12 protein-coding genes are annotated in these 15,384 nt (G+C 60.5%); 6 read left to right on the top strand and 6 right to left on the bottom strand.

The features are described from left to right. The first annotated feature begins 144 nt into the window (after positions 1–144). The 3 genes from gmk to BGE01nite_RS04080 all read left to right on the top strand — a co-directional run bounded on the left by gmk (position 145) and on the right by BGE01nite_RS04080 (position 4,629). Positions 145–750 carry a guanylate kinase gene (gene gmk / locus BGE01nite_RS04070; RefSeq protein WP_146848999.1) on the top strand — a complete coding sequence of 202 codons (606 nt, stop codon included), beginning with the start codon at positions 145–147 and terminating at the stop codon, positions 748–750. A gap of 303 nt (positions 751–1,053) precedes the next feature. Then, a complete protein-coding gene (locus tag BGE01nite_RS04075; protein WP_146849000.1) occupies positions 1,054–3,630 on the top strand; it encodes a protein kinase domain-containing protein in 2,577 nt (858 codons plus the stop codon). Positions 3,631–3,663: 33 nt separating this feature from the next. Next, positions 3,664–4,629 (top strand): ribokinase, encoded by a 966-nt coding sequence (locus BGE01nite_RS04080; protein WP_146849001.1) that lies wholly within the window; start codon positions 3,664–3,666, stop codon positions 4,627–4,629. Between the two features lies 1 nt (position 4,630). On the opposite strand, the gene BGE01nite_RS04085 is transcribed toward BGE01nite_RS04080, so the two are convergent. Further along, the gene (locus tag BGE01nite_RS04085; RefSeq protein ID WP_146849002.1) at positions 4,631–5,446 is read right to left on the bottom strand and encodes an efflux RND transporter periplasmic adaptor subunit; all 816 of its coding nucleotides are present in this window, start codon (positions 5,444–5,446) and stop codon (positions 4,631–4,633) included. 181 nt (positions 5,447–5,627) lie between these two features. On the opposite strand from BGE01nite_RS04085, the gene BGE01nite_RS04090 reads away from it, so the two are divergent. After that, on the top strand, positions 5,628–7,340 hold the full coding sequence (locus tag BGE01nite_RS04090) for a hypothetical protein (RefSeq protein ID WP_146849003.1): 1,713 nt from the start codon (positions 5,628–5,630) through the stop codon (positions 7,338–7,340). 124 nt (positions 7,341–7,464) lie between these two features. Here the strand turns inward: BGE01nite_RS04090 and tsaD are convergent, their stop codons facing one another. From tsaD to BGE01nite_RS04105, 3 genes are all read right to left on the bottom strand, one after another. Next, a complete protein-coding gene (gene tsaD / locus BGE01nite_RS04095) occupies positions 7,465–8,466 on the bottom strand; it encodes a tRNA (adenosine(37)-N6)-threonylcarbamoyltransferase complex transferase subunit TsaD (RefSeq protein WP_146849004.1) in 1,002 nt (333 codons plus the stop codon). Between the two features lie 141 nt (positions 8,467–8,607). Further along, a complete protein-coding gene (locus BGE01nite_RS04100) occupies positions 8,608–9,603 on the bottom strand; it encodes a M23 family metallopeptidase (RefSeq protein ID WP_170266577.1) in 996 nt (331 codons plus the stop codon). 47 nt (positions 9,604–9,650) lie between these two features. Beyond that, positions 9,651–12,029 carry a hypothetical protein gene (locus BGE01nite_RS04105; protein WP_174770034.1) on the bottom strand — a complete coding sequence of 793 codons (2,379 nt, stop codon included), beginning with the start codon at positions 12,027–12,029 and terminating at the stop codon, positions 9,651–9,653. Between the two features lie 69 nt (positions 12,030–12,098). On the opposite strand from BGE01nite_RS04105, the gene BGE01nite_RS04110 reads away from it, so the two are divergent. After that, the gene (locus BGE01nite_RS04110; RefSeq protein WP_146849006.1) at positions 12,099–12,977 is read left to right on the top strand and encodes an AraC family transcriptional regulator; all 879 of its coding nucleotides are present in this window, start codon (positions 12,099–12,101) and stop codon (positions 12,975–12,977) included. A gap of 6 nt (positions 12,978–12,983) precedes the next feature. Here BGE01nite_RS04110 and BGE01nite_RS04115 read toward each other — a convergent pair whose 3' ends face one another. Together BGE01nite_RS04115 and BGE01nite_RS04120 are read right to left on the bottom strand one after the other, a co-directional pair. Then, positions 12,984–13,667 (bottom strand): hypothetical protein, encoded by a 684-nt coding sequence (locus BGE01nite_RS04115; protein WP_146849007.1) that lies wholly within the window; start codon positions 13,665–13,667, stop codon positions 12,984–12,986. A gap of 18 nt (positions 13,668–13,685) precedes the next feature. Beyond that, a complete protein-coding gene (locus BGE01nite_RS04120; protein ID WP_146849008.1) occupies positions 13,686–14,744 on the bottom strand; it encodes a sugar ABC transporter substrate-binding protein in 1,059 nt (352 codons plus the stop codon). Positions 14,745–14,842: 98 nt separating this feature from the next. On the opposite strand from BGE01nite_RS04120, the gene BGE01nite_RS04125 reads away from it, so the two are divergent. Beyond that, positions 14,843–15,370 carry a sigma-70 family RNA polymerase sigma factor gene (locus BGE01nite_RS04125; RefSeq protein ID WP_146849009.1) on the top strand — a complete coding sequence of 176 codons (528 nt, stop codon included), beginning with the start codon at positions 14,843–14,845 and terminating at the stop codon, positions 15,368–15,370. The last annotated feature ends 14 nt before the right edge of the window (positions 15,371–15,384 follow it).

Genomic DNA, 15,384 nt, shown 5'->3' on the forward strand with positions numbered 1-15,384 from the left:
ATGCGGGATGAGACTGCGGGGTTTGGAGTGGTGGAGTCGTGGAGTGTTGGATTTGGCCAACTGGAAACCGAGAACTGAGAACAGCGAACTCTCAGAATCTGCCAAAAGATTTGCGGTGGTGGCTTGTGTGCGTAATCCCAAATCATGCCCAGCTCTGACTCCCGCCTTGGTTTGCTCATCGTCGTCTCCGGTCCCTCCGGCACGGGGAAGACCACGCTCTGCCGGAAGGCCTGTGAAAGCGGTCAGGCAGTGTTTTCCGTGTCCTGCACCACCCGCCCGCCGCGGCCGGGTGAGGTGGACGGAAAGGACTACTTCTTTTTGACCGAGGAAGACTTCCTCGCGCGAGTGGACCGTGGAGAGCTCTTTGAATACGCCCGGGTGCACAATCGCTGGTATGGTACGCTGAAAAGCTACGTGGCGGAGAATCTGCGCAAGGGGATCGACGTGCTGATGGACATCGATGTCCAGGGTGCGGCCCAGGTGCGTGGCTGTGAAGACGAGCTGGTGACGAAGTGCCTGACGGACATCTTTGTCATGCCGCCGAGTCTGGAGGAACTGCGCGCGCGGCTTTCCGGTCGTGGCACCGACAGTGCGGAGGTGGTGGAACTGCGTCTGAAGAATGCTGAAGCTGAGATGAAGCACTGGCGGGACTACCGCTACTGTCTGGTCAGCGATACCCGCGAGAGTGATGAGGCTAGGTTCCGGGCCATCCTGCAAGCGGAGCGGATGCGCAGCAGCCTGCGGGAATAGTCCGCAGGTTTCCAGAAGCGTGCATCGCCCCGGCTGCACTCATTCTCGAAAAAATGGCTATTCTGAGCACGGCTTGCCGGGTTCATTGTGAACAAGTTTTTCTGGATTCATCGGGATTGTAAGAAGTTGCTCAGGGGGAGGGCCGTAGGCTGAGCGGGAGTCGTAGATCATTGAATGAACTGTGTTGTCAAAACATGCCCGGCTTGATTCAATGCGAGCCCAACTCCATGTTTTAGCAGCGCTTTCTCCCGACCATCGCGTGATCCACCCCTCGACCATGACCCCAACCCCCGCGTGTGCTGAATGAGTCTGCCTGAGATCGCTGGACATGAGTTGCTGGACCTCATCGGCAGCGGGCGCTGTGGTGCGGTCTATCGTGCGAGCGCGCATGGCAAGGCTTGCGCGGTGAAGGTGTTTTCGTCGATGGCGATCAACCGCAAGGCCCTGGCCACGGCGGTGCGCGCCCTCCAGCAGATGCCGCATCATCGTGGAGTGCTGCCGGTGGAGGAGCTGAACTTTGAAAAGAGCCCCTACTACATGGCCACGCCGCTGGTGGGCGTGCTCACCAAGGATGCGCAAGGCCGCCGGCAGTGGCAGACCCCCACGCTGGAGTCCATGTGCCAGGGCAGCCTGCCGGCGGACAAGGCCTGGAGCCACATCTACCAGCTCGCAGATGCGCTGGCCTGGCTGCATAAGTATGGCGTGCCGCATGGCAACCTGCGCCCTTGCAATGTCCTGCTGGAGGATGATGTGGAGTCCAGCATCCGGCTCACAGACATCGCGCAGGGCTGGGTGGGCGGCATCCACCACCTGGAGCTGACAGATCACTTCATGCATCTCTGCCCGGAGCAGGCGGAGAATCCGGACGGTGTGTTTGCCGGTTATGGTCCGTCCTGGGACGTGTATGCTTTTGGCGTCATCGCCTATCGTTTGCTCACCGGCCAGTTCCCGCGCGGAGGTCGCGTGTGGGCAGAGCAGATGGCGCTGGTGCAGCAGAAGGCCGCCGCCGGTCTGGCGTATGGCATTGACAGCATGGCGCTGCTGAACGCGGTGCGCGCGCAGCCGAAAGTCATGTGGCCCGCTGCGGCGCAATCCAAGTGGGATGAGCGCCGGCGCGGCATCATCGAGCGGGCGCTGGACCTGAATGTGTCCGCGCGCTGGTCAGATGCGCGTGAGGTGGTGCGTGAGTTTGAGATTTTGGAGTCGGACTATCTCCTGGAGGAGTCCCGCGATCAGACGGTGCAGGAGCGGAAAAAGCAGACGGTGAAGGTGCGCACTTTGCAGACGCTGGGCACAGGCCTCGCGGCAGCGCTGGCGGCGAGCTGCATCTATGCCTTCCTGCAGCTGAGGCGCGCACAGAATGATGAGGTGGTGATTGCCAAGCAGGACACAGTGCTGCAGCACGAGAAGAAAACGCGGGATGACAAGATCACGGACCTGACGCAGCAGCGTGACTCCGTGATCGGCCAAAAGAAGACGGCGGATGACAACCTGAAGCACGCGCAGAATGCGGTGGACCAGTTCCTCACGCAGCTGCTGCAGACGCCGACGAGCAACCAATTGGATGTCGAGTTCTCCAAAGGCCAGCTCAATGACGCGCTGAGCTTTTGCATGGCAGGGCTGCCGGCGCTGGAGAAAAATCCGCAGCTCGGTGTCGAGCGCCTGCGCGTGTATGGAAACATCGGCCAGATCCATCTGCGTCTGCGTGACCACGCCTCCGCGCTCATCTATCTGGCCAAGGCGCGCGATCAGGCGGCGAAGCTGATTCAGGAGAACCCGTCCTCACCGGATGCTTCCTTGTATCAACAATGGTTCGGCCGCTACAGCCTGCTGCTCTCGGACATTCACGAGCATCGCGGTGAGCATGAGATGTCGCTGAAGCTGCTGAAGGATGCGACTCCCGCTCTTGCTGCGGGTCTGGCCGCGGATCCGAAGAACCGTCTCGCCCGCAATGAGAGCGCCCGCGCCAGCATGGAGTATGGCCGCCGCACGCTGCAGCAGGGTGACATGGTGGAGGCGGAGAAGGCCCTGGCGAAGGTTTCCGAGATTCTCGATCCGAAAGTGATCGGCGCGGACCTGATCCCGGATGAAAAATTCCTGCTCGCCCGCGCCAAGTTCGCGCAAGGCCAGGCCCAGCGTGATGCGGGCCGCGCGCAGGATGCTCTGGCCACGCTTATCGATGCCGTGACGGAGATGGGGCAGCTGGTGATGAACTCCTCGCCTCGCAATCAGGATCAGGCGCTGATGCTGGCGGAAGCCTACACCGAGCTCGCGGAGCTGCTGGTGAAGGCTGTGGGCATCAAGGAAGCTCGCGAGGCCTATTCCCAGGCCATCCCGATCCTGCTCGAGCTGAACCGTCTGCTGCCGGAATGGGCGGATGTGAAATACTGGCTGGCGCGCAACTACGCTGGTACCGCCTTGCTCGACCGCGATGAAGGACGTCCGGGAGATGCGGTGAAGCGCAAGCAGGACGCCATCGAGCTGCTGAACGAGATCCTGGCTGATGAGCAGGACAATGTGCGATACGGCATCCTGCTCGCTCGTTCGCGTGGCGAGTATGCGGAGCTCATGTCTGACATGGGCAAGGAGAGCGCTGCTCTGCCGATCGTGAAACAGGCGGTGGAGGCCATGGAGGCGCTGCTGGGCAAGGACCCGCAGGCCGCGATGAGTCCTGAGCGCCGTCAGTGGGAGATGCAGCTCGCCCAGATGTGCGGCGTGCTGGGACATACCAGCCAGTCTGCTGGCAAGAAGGCGGATGCCAAGGCCGCCTTCCAGCGCAGCGCCCAGATCTGGGATAAACTGGCGGCCATCATGCCGGGTGACGAGGCCATCCAGCAAGGCCAGACGTACACCAAGGAACGCCTCGCCAAGCTGAAGTAAAGCCTGGCTCAAAACCTAACCTATTTTTATATCATGGCTCGTGCATCTGCTGCCAATATTGTTGTCGTCGGTTCGTTGAATGTGGACTTTATTTCCCTGGTGCCGCATCTGCCCGGAGCGGGAGATGCGGTGGTCGCCGCGCAGCTCGAAAAGCGCTTCGGCGGCAAAGGGGGCAACCAGGCTCTCTCCGCTGTGCGCCAGGGCGCGCAGGTGATGCTCGTCGGCAATCTCGGGGATGATCCGGACGGTCGTGACTACCGCAACCATCTGCGCCGTGAGGCGGTGAACTGCAGCAGCCTGAACACGGTACGCGGAACCACCGGCAGCGCCTATGTGACCGTGGACCCGAAGGGGCGAAACCAGACGGTGATCATCCCGGGGGCGAACGGCCAGCTCACAGGCCCCTCCATCAAGATGCAGCGGCCGCGCATCGCGGTGGCGGGCGCGCTTTTGATCCAGCTTGAGATCCCGCTGGAACCCGCGCTGGATGCCATCCGCATCGCCAATGAAGCCAAAGTGCCGGTGGTGCTGAATGCCTCGCCGATCACCCCTGATTTTCCGTGGGGCGAGGTGAAGATCGATGTGCTCATCGTGAACCAGCACGAGGCACGCCAGCTCTTTGAAACCACCATTTCCTCCAGTTCGGCGAATCACGAAGTCTGGAAGGAGCGCATGGCGGAGCGGAAGATCCGTCATCTCATCATCACACGCGGTCCCACGGCCACTCTCTCCATCGGCAAGTCTGGTGTGGATGAGGTGCCTGTGCAGTCCGTGACGCCGGTGGACACGGTGGGCGCGGGAGATGTGTTTGCCGGTGCCTTCACCGCGCACTATGCGGAAGGCACGGACATCGTGGAATGCATCCGCTGGGCCAACACGGCGGCGGCGCTTTCGACGCTGAAGGCAGGCGCACAGGAAGGCGTGCCCTATCGTGGTGACGTGCAGAGCGTGCTCGGCACGGTGCGCAGCCGGGCTGCCGCCGCGGCTTCACCTCGCTAGACTACTTTGGGTTAGGTGAGGAGACGTCCAGCTCCACGCGCATGCCTGCCTTCAGGTGGAGGTCGGCATTGTCCACCAGGAGCTTGATGCGGTAGAGGCCGCTCTCGGCATCCATGCGCGGGTCGATGAAGTCGAGCCTGCCGGTGATGGGCCTGGAGCCGGGCAGGGAAGGAACCTTGATGGACATGGACTCACCGGTCTTCAGTGACTGCGCCTGCGCAGGCTCGAGATAGAACTGCGCATACACCTGACGGATGTGCACGATCTGCGCCACGGTTTCATCGAGCAGCAAGGCCTCACCCGGTTCCTTGTCACGCTTCACCACGATGCCCTGGATCGGCGCGCGGATGGTGCGCTCGTTCAGCCTCACCTGCGCGGCTTTTTGCTGGATGGTGGCGAGATCGTATTCGATGCGCTTCTTGAGCGCGTCCTCGCGCGTGCCGATCTTGTCCGCGAGCAGCTTCTCCGCGGCTTCGTGATCGAACTTGGCCTTTTCCAGGACCTTGGCGGTGCGCTCGACATCGAGCTTCTCGACCTCGTCACTCAAGCGGACAAGCGCCTGGCCTTTCTCCACCGTGTCACCTTCCTTGACTAGGATCTCCGCGACGATGCCGGTGGTGGGAGTGCCGATCTGCACGTCCTGCAGTGGCAGGATGAGGCCGGGGATGGGAGCGGCACCAATGTCCAAGCTGAGAGCTAAAAAGAAAAAGCCCAGACACTTCGTGTTCGTGGAGATCAACTGCCAGGCATGGGCCGTTAGTGTTAAGAGCCATGACTTCGCCGAGAGCAGCGCGGAAGCAGGTGGGTGGCATAGCATGATCAAGGCACGGGGATGGATCTATATGAATGTGACAGTCACTCAGGCCCAGAGCAAGCATGGACATGAATGTGGAGCAGGCTCAGGCAATAGCCTGGTGAAGTACTCCTGAAGAACCCTGAGAGTGGATTGACAGAAGAATGTTTGCGGAAACTTTCGGGGAGGTTATGGGCATTCACGCATGCAGAACCGCCTACTTACCACTCTATCTCAATGGGTATTGATCCTTATCGGCGCTTTCGGCGCACTCTCAAGTGAGGCGGCCATTGCAGACTTTGCCGGCGGATATGCCTCCAACCTCTCCACCGTGGAAGGAGATCCTGCATCGGCTGTTTATTACGGCCGGGTGGAGCTGACCGTCACCACCAAGGGTGCGGTGACTGGCAAGATGCTGACCCGTGCTGGCAAGAGTTACAGCTTTTCCACGACAGTCACACAGGCGGTGGGCTCAACCACGGCCAATCAGGCGAATGTGGTCGTTTTCCGCAATGCGCAGAAGATCGGACTCATCAACTTCACTCTCACCATCAATCCTGATGGCAGCCTGATCATCATCGGGGAGAACATCAATCCTGCGGACAGTATGGCTGTGTTTGCGTCGGAATCCTCGCTGAAATTTGCCACCTTCACAGGCAAGGCTGGCTCCACTCCTTCCTGGGCAGGTTTTTACACGCTGGCCCTGGTGGCACCGACCCCATCCGTCCCTACTGTCCCAGCTGGCGCAGGTTACGCTTCTCTCACTGTCTCTCCGACCGGCGTGCTGACTTACAAAGGCAAGCTCGGAGATGGAACGGCCTTCACCGGCAGCGCCAAGCCCAGCATCAACGGCGACTATAGCATCTACCTGGTGCCTGCGGGCTATGCCGTCGGCGGGTATTTTTCGATGGAGCTGAACATGACCAGCCTTGGGCTTCAAGCGGACTCGGCAGATTGGAAAAAGGCCCCGAAGGCCGCTGACAAGGCCTATCCAGGCGGATTCTCCGCACTGCCTTCGGTGATCGTGCGTCCCTGGCTGGTCGCAGCCAAGGGTACGTTCCCGCTGGGCAATCTGCTGGGCTTTGGCACGAGCAAAAATTTCAATGTCGCCTTTTCCGGCGAAGGGCTGGCCGATGGCAACTACAGCGCCACTCTTCCAGACACGGCACGTGTCACCCTGCTGGGCGGGATCATCGCCGTGTCGGGTGCTCCGAACGCGCCTGCCGAAAACAACGTCAATGCCTGGAACGCTCTTTGGAGTGTGAAGCTCAATGTGCTCACGGGCGTCTACACCGGCACCCAGATCCTCCGGCACACGGTGGGCACCAAGGTGATCACCCGAAAGATCCCTGTCGAAGGTGTCTTCAGCATGCCAGACAGCATCACCAGCGCCCCGTTCGCCTACGGTCAGTATCTCGTCACTCCCATCGCGGTGGGGTCTAAAGCCGTCTCAGGCCTTGTGACCTTCACAGGCCCGATCACTGAAAACCCGCTGGTCGCCACGGCAGGCACCTACTCCGCGCGTATGGATGAAACGCTTCTTGAGGATGGCAGTATTGTTAATGGGGTCTATGTCCCGGCTGCCAAGCCCGCCAGACCAGCCGGCTCTCCGGCTGACAATCAGGTCGTCAAAGTGGTCATCTCAGAAGATCTGAGCAAGATCATCTTCAATGGCGTGGAGTTAACTTATATCGGGCCTGCACTGAATGGACGTGTGTATCAAAAAACGTACGTGCCACGGAGCGTGGGCGCCCTCGGCGGACAGTTCGCTGTCACCATTGGTGTGAATCCAGTGACTGGGCAGATCACCTCTTTGGCTGGATTGACCGAGTTTATCTCAGTGTCGCTCAGCGCTCGTTCTCAGACCACGATCTTCGAGGTGAAGGAGCCGTTCGCTCTGAATTTCACGAAGCTCTAAACGAAGAGTTCTCAGATCTTAAATTTCATTAGGCTCCAGTCTCCTCAGCGGGACTGGAGTCTTTTTGCGTGAACCTTCGAAGGTCCCCAAGCAATCTGTGGTGCCAGGACACGACCCGGGGGCCTCACGCCACCAACGGCAGATTCGGATCAACGTCTGCTTCGAGGGGGGAGGTGTGGCCTAGCTGGAAACGCTGCGCGGCGGCGTAGGCGATCATGGCGGCGTTGTCGGTACTGAGGTCAGGACGGGCGAGCAAAAGCGTGAGGCCTTCCTTGGCGCAGCGGGCGGTGAGCTTGGCGCGCAGACCGCGATTGCAACTGACACCACCGCTGACGGTGACGAGCTTTTCACGGCAGCGCTTGGCGGCGAGCACGAGCTTTTCCACGAGCACCTCGCAGATGGCTTCCTGCACGCTTGCGCAGACATCGGCGAGCGATGACTCACTCTTCAGATCAAGCTTGGGCAACTCATAGAGAACGGCAGTTTTGAGGCCGCTGAAACTGAACTCGAGGCTTTCGCCGTCCATGAAGCTGCGTGGAAAACTGTGGGCATCGGCGCGGCCCTTGGCAGCCATCTTGTCGATCTCCGGTCCGCCGGGATACGGCAGGCCGATCATCTTGGCGATCTTGTCAAAGGCCTCACCAGCGGCGTCATCGCGCGTGCGACCTAACAAGCGATACTCACCCACGCCGGTCATGTGAATGAGCATCGTGTGACCGCCGCTGACGATGAGGGCGACACTGCGACGGGGAGGTCCATTGCCGGCCATGAAGGGGGAAAGTAGATGCCCCTCCATGTGGTTCACCGCGAGGAAGGGTTTGGATTCAGCGACTGCCAGGGCTTTGGCCATGCTGGTGCCGATGAGCAGGCTGCTGACGAGGCCCGGGCCGCTGGTCGCGGCGAAGGCCTGGATGTCTCCGAGCTTTACCTGGGCTTCTGCGAGCACCTGCTCCACAAGCGGGCGTACATGCAGGATGTGGTTTCGTGATGCCACCTCGGGCACAACGCCGCCGAACTTGCGGTGGATCTCAATCTGCGAAGCCACGGACGAGGCCAGAATGTCTCCCTCCGCCGTGCAGATGGCTGCGGCGGTTTCATCACAGGAAGATTCGAGGGCGAGGAGCATGGGCGGGGTGGCCGAAGGCCGGGAGCCGTTTGCGATTGTTTGCAGTGGTTTACGGTTGTTTGCAATCGTTTGGGGATCCCGAGGCTTGGGAAACAACTGCAAACCATGGCAAACCACTGCAAACAATCGCAAACTTTCGCCTCACAGTCCCGCCATGAGCTGCACAAAGCGCAGGCCTTCAACGGTGAGTTTGCCAGTGTTGCTCACCAACCCGCGGGTCTGGTAGTAAAGGGGAAATTTGCTTTCCTGATACCAGGACACCACGGGAGCGCTGACGGTTTGCGCTGACGGGGTGACGGAGAGTGGGAGACCCCAGCGGTTGCATTTGATCTTCCAGGAACTGGTGGCGGTGATGCCGCTGGCTAGCCAAGGATACTTCTTCACGATCTCAAGCCGGGCGCTGCCGGGGACGGTGACCTCAAACTGCGGGACGCTTTGCTTCAACCAGGCTGCAATGGAAGTGACAGGTGTTTTGGCGTGGCTGAGATACAGGGCCTGCAGGTCGAGACCGAGGAGGTTCATGCCGTTGTAGATGCCCTGCACATTCGGTGTGTTGAAGCCGGTGCTGTGCCAGAGGTCAAACTGGCTGGAGAGCATGATGTTCAGCTCCACATGCACATGCGCGCGCCGCTGATCAATGCCGGCACCGGTGTAGCCCATGCGTGCGATGGGCTGGCCTGCGGCGACCTTCGTGCCGACGGTGACTTTGTATTCCTTCAAATGCGCGTAGAGCGAGTAGAAGGGACCTTCACCCCAGTTGTGCTGAATGACGATGTAGCTGCCGTAGTTGCTCTTTCCCACAGGGGCGACGTGCACGACTTCACCGGGGAGGATGGCGAGCACGTCATCGAGCGGATCACCGCGGCCATCGCGCTTCAGCGGCTTCACATCCATGCCCTCATGAAAGCGTGCATAGGCGATGCCGCCACTCGTGCGGCGCGGGTCACGCCAGAAGCCGAACTGGCCACCTTCCCACGGGTAACTGACCTGGCCTTCGAAGTTGCGATCGACGAACTGAAAGTAGTCGGGGCCGTCACCCTTCAGCAGGGCATCATTCGCGGTCGGAAGCTTCAGGTCAAAGACCTGGGCGCTGGACAGCAAGGGGCAGAGAAGGGCGAGAAGCAGAAGGCGGCGCATGAGATCGAGGAAAGTGGCACAGGGTATACGCCTGCGCATCTCTCCCGTTACTCATACTTCAATTGTGCCGTAGCCTCGCAATCATCGCTGGCCGTCACGCGCAGCCAGCGGGCCTGCACGCTGGGCTCAAAGGTGAGGCTGGTGGGCTCGCCAGGGGAGACCTCGCGGTTCTGGTAGGTGACCCAGACTCCAGTGCCAGTGAGATCGAGCTCGACGTGGAAGTTTACGGGCGCGTTTTGATCATGGCTCAGGGTGAGGGTGCGCTGGTCATAACCCCACATGAGGTAAGAGTCGCTCTTCGTGCCGGCTTTGACCTTGGTGTTCTTCCAGGGGCCGCCTTCGCCGCGTGGCTTGCCGAGTTTCCAGAGGTCGTCGATGGCACCGGCCCAGAGGGCGGCTTTACCATCGTCACTGCGGATGATGTGCTCGCCCGCTTTCGCGTCCGGATTCACACCGCTGATGAGGAAGAGGCCGCGATAGCCGCCGAAGTCGGTGACGCGGAGATTGTGCGAGCTGATGGGACGGATCTTGGCAAAGCCGTCCGCATTCTCCGCAGGCAGCTCGAAGAAGGTGCCGCAGGCGCTGAGCATGTCGCGTTCTGTGGCGACCTCGCGGCAGATGCGCAGGTCACCGGCATTCGTCGGAGCATCGTAGTCCTTGCTGGCCCGTGGCAGGCGCCAGCGGCGGCCGCGATCATCGACGATGAGCACACTGGCTTCATCCAGCGTGATGACCTTCTGCGGGATGGCGACCTTGGTTTTCACAAAGGTCTCCGCCTTGGTGTCGTCCACCTTTGCAAGCTTCAGATCAGCGCCCATCTCATAGTAACCAGCATCAGCGGCGAAGCTGAGCGTGCGCTTGTTTTCACCGCGTGGACGGAAGACGCCGGTGTGTGATTTGGCATCACCGATGCGGGCGATGCCGTCAAAGATGGCATCAGCCTCAGTGCCGCGATCATCGCCATTGCTGAGGGTGATGATGACACTGAAGTCCTTGCAGTCCTTCTCGGCCTTCACGCGCAGCCATTCGTCATCGCTGGTGATCTCGATGCGCTTGGACTCGCCGGTGGTGTGGTCGATGTGCCAGGCGCTGCGATGCTTCCAACCCGCGATGAGGAAGGGATCTGACTCATCGCCTGCTTTCACGCTGTCATGCAGCCACACAGCGCCGCTGGCATGGGCAGGACCGAGCTTGCTGGGAGTGTCAGGATTGACGAACCAAAGATTGCTCTGCGACTGGCCGACGCTGTCGATGTGGCCTTTGACCTTGCGCTTGTTGAGGAACTCGGACTTCGCGGAGTCATCACAACCGAAGACGAGGCGGTCATTCCAGCGGGCGAAATCACCAATGACCTTCATGTAGGCGCTGCGGGCACGGATGCCGCTGGTGTTTGCGGTGGAGAAGGTTTTCGGGAAGCTCCAGAAAGCGCCATGCATGGTCATGAGCAGGTCTTTTTCACCGATGTCACGGATGCGCGGCCACTCGGTGTTCCAGCCGTGAGCGCCGTCATAGCTGTGGCTGACTTTCGGCAGGCGGAAGGACTGCCACGTAGAACGAGTTTTCAACTCGTTCTCCTGGGCCCCGGGTTGAAAACCCGGGCTACGATCCAGCAGCATGAGGATGAGTGATTTCGCATCCCAGCCGATGCTCCACGCCGGGGCGTTCGGATCACTGCCTTCGATGCCGCCGGGGCCGGTGACTTCGGTAAATTGGTTACGCCGCACAAGCTTCCAGTCACCCTCGCCGGACCATTCGCCGAGCGCGCCACTAGGCGTGGTGGGATCGGTCAGCACGCGCTTGTCGCGGTCGCCATTGTTCGCGTAGATGACGCGGCCCTGGGAGGTGTAGAGTCCTTTGCCGTGATAACCGGGGAGCTGGGATTCAAGGCTCGAAAGCTGTGTCTCGATCTTGAAGCCTTTCTTGATGGGGTTGCCATCGCGGATGAAGTTTTTCACCGCGAGGGTCTTCACGTCCACTTCATAGAGACCTTCCTCCATGGTGGCGTAATAAATTTTGCCGGAAGGATCCGTGAGATGGCGTGCATTGCCGGTGAGACGGCCGGGCATGCGTGCCGGAGGGATCACGCGAACCTTGCGCTCGGCATCGATGATGTAGGGCCCGATGAAGAGCTGCTTCGATTCCGGATGGATCATGCGGTTCGCCGGTGTGCCGCCGACGCTTTCCGGGCGCACGACCTGGGTGAGCTCGGGAGTGACCTCGTAGAGCTTGTCACTTGAGCCGAAAGGAAGATGTGGGCCATAGGTGATGACCCAGAGGCGGTCCGCCCAGGGCACCACGGCGCCTGTGCCGCATTCGCCCTCGTCATTGAACATGGCGAGCGATGGGTAGATGCCGCTGATCTGGCGGGGTTCCTCCGCATGAAGAAGAGCGGTGGCAAGGAGCAGGCTGGTGGTGACTCGGCGCATCTGACCAGTTCACACAAAAAGGATGCGCCTGGCAAGCCGGGCCGCTTATGCTTGGCGGAAATCGCTTACATGAGCCTCTCACTCCTTCCACCCGCTGTCTGGCAGAGCCTGCGCTTTGACTGGCTGTGGGTGTATCGCGGGTGTCCACCGGTGGTGGAGACGTGGTCGGCGCAGGAGATCACGGTGCCTGCGGGGTGGTTTTATGTGGAGGAGGGCCTGGTGAAGATCCAGGCGGACGGACGTGAGATGGTGGTGAAGCCGGGGCAGAGCTTTTTCACGGCACCGGGCACGCGGCGGCAGTGGTTCGCAAAAGGGACGAAGCTGACCTCGGTCGGCTTTCGCTGTGAATGGCCGGGTGGGGCGCCGGTTTTCAAGACGGGGCTGAATGCTGTGCTGAGCCCAACCAAAAGCGCGGCATTGCTCGCTGCCACACAAACTCTTTTCAGGGAGGTGCATGGTCGAAAGAGCGTGGTGACTTATCGTGAAGGCACTGCGGCGGTTCCACGCGGTGTGGCCGACTGGTGCCGGCATGAGGCGGCCTTTCGTGAGTGGTTCAGTGTGTATGTGCAGACCCTGGAAAAGATGGGTGTGACTCCTGAGAACAGCTCGGCGGAAGACCGGCGGCTGGATTCGATGCTGAAGGCATTGAGCGAATGGCCTCTGGATGAGCCGCTGAAGCTCGGCCAGTTAACCGCTGGCATGAAACTGAGCGAGCGACGGGTGCATGATTTGTTGCGTTCACGGTTAGGTATGACAGCGCAGGTTTGGATGGAGCGGCGCAGGCTCGAAGTGGCTCGTCAACGTCTCGCAGGAGAAGACACAGCGCTGAAGGAGATCGCCTTTGCACTGGGCTTCAAGCATCCGCCGCATTTCACCGCGTGGTTCAAACGTCACACCGGCATGACACCGACGGGGTTCCGCGATGCGGGGGGAGTGAGCGGGGCGTAGCCGGATTTAGATGCATGAGATCCAAACATAGACTTTGGTCTTGGTCGGATCAGTGAGGATGTCAAAGAACCAGCCTCTCCTTTCGAGGGAGTAGTGATAACCTCCGACCCATTGACGATAATCGGGACCTTCGGGTAGTTTCTTGATTGGCCGCAGATACGGCATCTCCTCAGCAGTTATTCTTCCCGCATGCTCCATCTGCATGTCGGCAATCAGCTTTTCCACGCTCTCAGAACTGCATTCAAAGTAGTAGTTGATGGCATAGTCGGCATAGCCGCCTCCCCAAAGATGGTATTTTAGACTCGTTGCATCTGCTGGGATCTTTGCATTTGCGAACTGTTTAAAGCTGCCGCGTGCCGTAGGGGGAGAGGTGAAGAATCCGGCGAGAATGAGCAGAACCACAGCTATCGCAGGTGCCAGTATCCATTGGGATCGAAAACGCTTCCACTCAAACACCTCATAAAGGCCCCAGATCACGAAGCTCCATGGCAGGATGAGAATGCTCCCGTAAGAAAGAGTGACGATAGTAGCGAAGATAGATCCCGCTAGGAAGCCCTCCAGTGGATTGCTCCATCGAATGGTTTGATCAACGATGATGCTACCTGAACACAGAGCGAAGGAGATCAGCAGCAGTTTTCCAAGGCCGAGCCTCTGTGGCGCTGCTTGATGTGAAGACTCTTCAGTCGTCATACGATCTGGTCGAGGCACTCACTTCCCAAACACATCAGCCTCTTTGCGGAAGCCATCCTTAACGATGGTCTCGCGGATGTTTTCCTTCGTCACCGAGACGATGTCGAGGAGGACGCTGGGGACTTGGGTCTTGCCGTTGTCAGTCTCGGCTTTGGCGATGAGGGGCTGGCGTTTGGCGAGCTTCACAGCGAGGTCGGCGGCGCGTTTGGCGAGCTGCGTGAGCGGCTTGTAAACGGTCATGGTCTGCGTGCCCGCGACGATGCGCTGGCAGGCGGCGAGATCCGCATCTTGGCCGGTGACGATGACTTTGCCGGAGAGGCCTTCCTCGATCAAAGCCTGGATGGCTCCGCCAGCGGTGCCGTCGTTGCTGGCGAGGATGGCATCGATGTTCTGGCCGGCCTTGGTGATGGCGGCGTTGGTGATCTTCTTGGCATTCTCGGGCTTCCAGTCCTCCGCCCAGTCTTCAAAGACGACCTCGACCTTGCCGGCATCGATGAGCGGCTGGAGGATGTTGTCCTGGCCCTGCTTGAAGAGCTTGGCGTTGTTATCCGTCTTCGCGCCGTAGATGCGCAGGACGCGCAGCTTGCCACCGGCGGGGATTTTATCGGCGAGGAACTTGGCCTGGAACTCGCCGACCTTGATGTTGTCGAAGGTGATATAGAGGTCGGGCTCGGCATCGGTGATGAGGCGGTCGTAGGAGAGCACGGGAATGCCCTCTGCGTGGGCCATTTCGACGGCGCGGGCCATGGCGGCGCCGTTGTGCGGGATGATGACGAGGGCATCGACCCCGGCGGTGATGAGGCTTTCGACATCGCGAAGCTGGCGGGTGTCGTCACTGTTCGCGGAGCGGACCTCCACCTGGGCGCCGAGCGCCTGGGCCTGGGCGATGAAGAGGTCGCGGTCGGCGATCCAGCGCTCCTCCTTGAGGGTGTCCATGCTCAGTCCGATCACGGGTTTGCCGGAGGCTGATCGGCTGCCGCCGCTGCCGTCCGAGGTGCCTTTTCCCCGGGACAAAACGAGGCCGGTGGCGAGGCTGAGGAGGCAGGAAGCGATGACCAGGACAATGCGGGCATTCATGTTGCGGCACGGTCTAGCCAGCGGCGGGCGGGATGGGAAGCAAAAAGGGTGTCCAAAGACGGGGTTGACGTGCCTCTCCTTGGCGACGCTCTTTCCGCATGTCTGACTCTGACCGCACAACTGCCTTTCTGGAACTGCTGACCGCCCATGACCGGTCGCTGTCGCTCTATGTGCACAGCCTGGTGCCGAGAGATGCGGCGGCGGAGGACATTTTGCAGCAGACGAAGATGCTTCTCTGGAAGCATTTTGATGATTTCCAGCTCGGCACGAACTTCCTGGCCTGGGCGCGGAAAACGGCCTTTCACCAGATCCTGACGCACCGGCGGCACAAAAAGCGGGAGCATCTGCCGCTGGACGAGGTGTCCCTGGAAGCCCTGGGCGCGGCGGTGAGCGAGCTGGCGGGGGATGTATCCGCCAAACAAGAAGCGCTGCGTTTCTGCGTGGCGAAGCTGCCGAAGGAGCACAAGCAGCTGGTGCAACTGCGCTATTACGAGGACCTGGAGATCGAGCAGGTGGCGGACCGCGTGAAGCGGACCGTGGGCGCGGTGTATCGCGCGCTGAGCCGGGTGCGCATGACGCTGCTGGAATGCGTGGAGCGGCGTGAGATGGCGGAGGGCGCGGCCTAACTATCTTTGAAGGA

The sequence above is a fragment of the Prosthecobacter gellanilyticus genome (assembly GCF_007992435.1).
In the GTDB taxonomy this organism is placed as follows: Bacteria; Verrucomicrobiota; Verrucomicrobiia; order Verrucomicrobiales; family Verrucomicrobiaceae; genus Prosthecobacter; species Prosthecobacter gellanilyticus.

Bases quoted from the DNA above. Each gene is read 5' to 3' on its own strand.
- gmk (WP_146848999.1), top strand. From the start codon at position 145: ATGCCCAGCTCTGACTCCCGCCTTGGTTTGCTCATCGTCGTCTCCGGT.
- BGE01nite_RS04075 (WP_146849000.1), top strand. From the start codon at position 1,054: ATGAGTCTGCCTGAGATCGCTGGACATGAGTTGCTGGACCTCATCGGC.
- BGE01nite_RS04080 (WP_146849001.1), top strand. From the start codon at position 3,664: ATGGCTCGTGCATCTGCTGCCAATATTGTTGTCGTCGGTTCGTTGAAT.
- BGE01nite_RS04085 (WP_146849002.1), bottom strand. From the start codon at position 5,446: ATGCTATGCCACCCACCTGCTTCCGCGCTGCTCTCGGCGAAGTCATGG.
- BGE01nite_RS04090 (WP_146849003.1), top strand. From the start codon at position 5,628: ATGCAGAACCGCCTACTTACCACTCTATCTCAATGGGTATTGATCCTT.
- tsaD (WP_146849004.1), bottom strand. From the start codon at position 8,466: ATGCTCCTCGCCCTCGAATCTTCCTGTGATGAAACCGCCGCAGCCATC.
- BGE01nite_RS04100 (WP_170266577.1), bottom strand. From the start codon at position 9,603: ATGCGCCGCCTTCTGCTTCTCGCCCTTCTCTGCCCCTTGCTGTCCAGC.
- BGE01nite_RS04105 (WP_174770034.1), bottom strand. From the start codon at position 12,029: ATGCGCCGAGTCACCACCAGCCTGCTCCTTGCCACCGCTCTTCTTCAT.
- BGE01nite_RS04110 (WP_146849006.1), top strand. From the start codon at position 12,099: ATGAGCCTCTCACTCCTTCCACCCGCTGTCTGGCAGAGCCTGCGCTTT.
- BGE01nite_RS04115 (WP_146849007.1), bottom strand. From the start codon at position 13,667: ATGACGACTGAAGAGTCTTCACATCAAGCAGCGCCACAGAGGCTCGGC.
- BGE01nite_RS04120 (WP_146849008.1), bottom strand. From the start codon at position 14,744: ATGAATGCCCGCATTGTCCTGGTCATCGCTTCCTGCCTCCTCAGCCTC.
- BGE01nite_RS04125 (WP_146849009.1), top strand. From the start codon at position 14,843: ATGTCTGACTCTGACCGCACAACTGCCTTTCTGGAACTGCTGACCGCC.